Source organism: Devosia elaeis, assembly GCF_001650025.1.
In the GTDB taxonomy this organism is placed as follows: Bacteria; Pseudomonadota; Alphaproteobacteria; order Rhizobiales; family Devosiaceae; genus Devosia; species Devosia elaeis.
The window spans coordinates 1-1,388 of the sequence record NZ_LVVY01000143.1; the positions used below are offsets into that span (position 1 = coordinate 1).

The window sequence follows — 1,388 nt, forward strand, 5'->3', positions numbered from 1 at the left end:
GCTTCTTTAATCGGGCATTGAGGTCAAGCTCCAATCTTCTCTTCCACTATGTTTCGTCTTGGGCGGGTCACGCTTCTTTTCGTGGTCTGCGTATCGGCGCGAGCCTGGGCTGCCACAAGCATTGGTCGGATCGGGTCGGGGGGCCTTGCTTTCAGACGCGCTATGATGCGCAGCAGACATTTGCGGCTTTGCCCCGGCTCCCTCGTCCGCACAGGACGAACTGTAACGAAGAGCTGGTTTTCCTGGTAGGCGATCACATCGTCAGGCGAGCGCCTCCTTCTCGACGTTGCAGAACAGGGTGCCATCGGTCCACATGGCGTGGAGCACAACGGCAAGTTTGCGGGCGACGGCGACCATTGCGCGTTTGCGGCCCTTACGCCGGGCGAGCCGAGCACCGAAGCTGCGCAGAGACGAGGGTTTACCTCGGCCATTCATGATGGTGTTGGCCGCCAGGAACATGGCGGACCGAACCTCGACATCGCCAGCCTTGGATATGTGCCCTGGATTGTCCTTTTCGCCAGACTGGTAGCGCCTGGGCGTGAGGCCAAAATGAGCAGCCACCGTCTTCGAGCGGCGGAAGCGCTTGGGGTCATCCACTGCGGCCTTAAAGGTCAGCGCAGCGATGAAGCCGATACCCGGCGCAGACATGAGCAGCTGGCAAATCGGATCATCATGCGCGATGGACCTGACGCGCTTATCGATCTCGAGAAACGCGCGGTAGAGATGACCGCGGGCATCCAGCAGCGGACCAAGAGCTTCGGCCAGTGCGGGATCGGCCATCACCGCCTGGCGCGCCATATCGTCAAACCGGGCATGGTAGATTTGCGCCGGCAGCTTGAAGCCATAGACCTTGAGCAGTCCACGCACCTCGTTCTCGAGATCGATCCGGCGCCGAAGCAGCGCCTTCCGTGCCGCCAGCAGCGTCTTCAGCCGCTGGCTCTCAAGGCTCTTTACATGCACCTCGCGGTACCAGCCGGTGCGCAGGATCTGGGCAATGCCGCGGGCATCGTTCCGGTCTGTCTTGTTGCGCAGGCTCGACAGGGTCGTCTTCACCTGGCGGGCTTCCATCACCACAACGCGGAAGCCTTCGGCCCGCAGCCCCGCCGTCAGCCATGGCGTGAGGTTGCCCGTCTCCAGCGCCACGCCATCTACGTGCTCCGCAAAGCCTCGCACCGCGTCAGCGATAGCCTCGATCTCCGAGGCAACCTCGCGTTCAAGGCATACTTTCCCCTGCTCGTCGATGATGCACAGCGACGAGGACCGCAGGCCAACGTCAATACCAACATAATGTCCCATCATAGTCTCCCTGCTTATCGGTGGTCCTAAGACCAGCAATCATATCAGGGAGCTCGCCTCATGCTCAGAGCGAGCCCGATTACCTATGCTTT

At 61.1% G+C, this 1,388-nt stretch carries 1 protein-coding gene; it reads right to left on the reverse strand.

Annotation, left to right across the window (positions count from 1 at the left end; all coding sequences use genetic code 11):
* Positions 1-261: 261 nt before the first annotated feature.
* The gene (locus A3840_RS18490) at positions 262-1,299 is read right to left on the reverse strand and encodes an IS110 family RNA-guided transposase (protein WP_205633414.1); all 1,038 of its coding nucleotides are present in this window, start codon (positions 1,297-1,299) and stop codon (positions 262-264) included.
* Positions 1,300-1,388 lie beyond the last annotated feature (89 nt).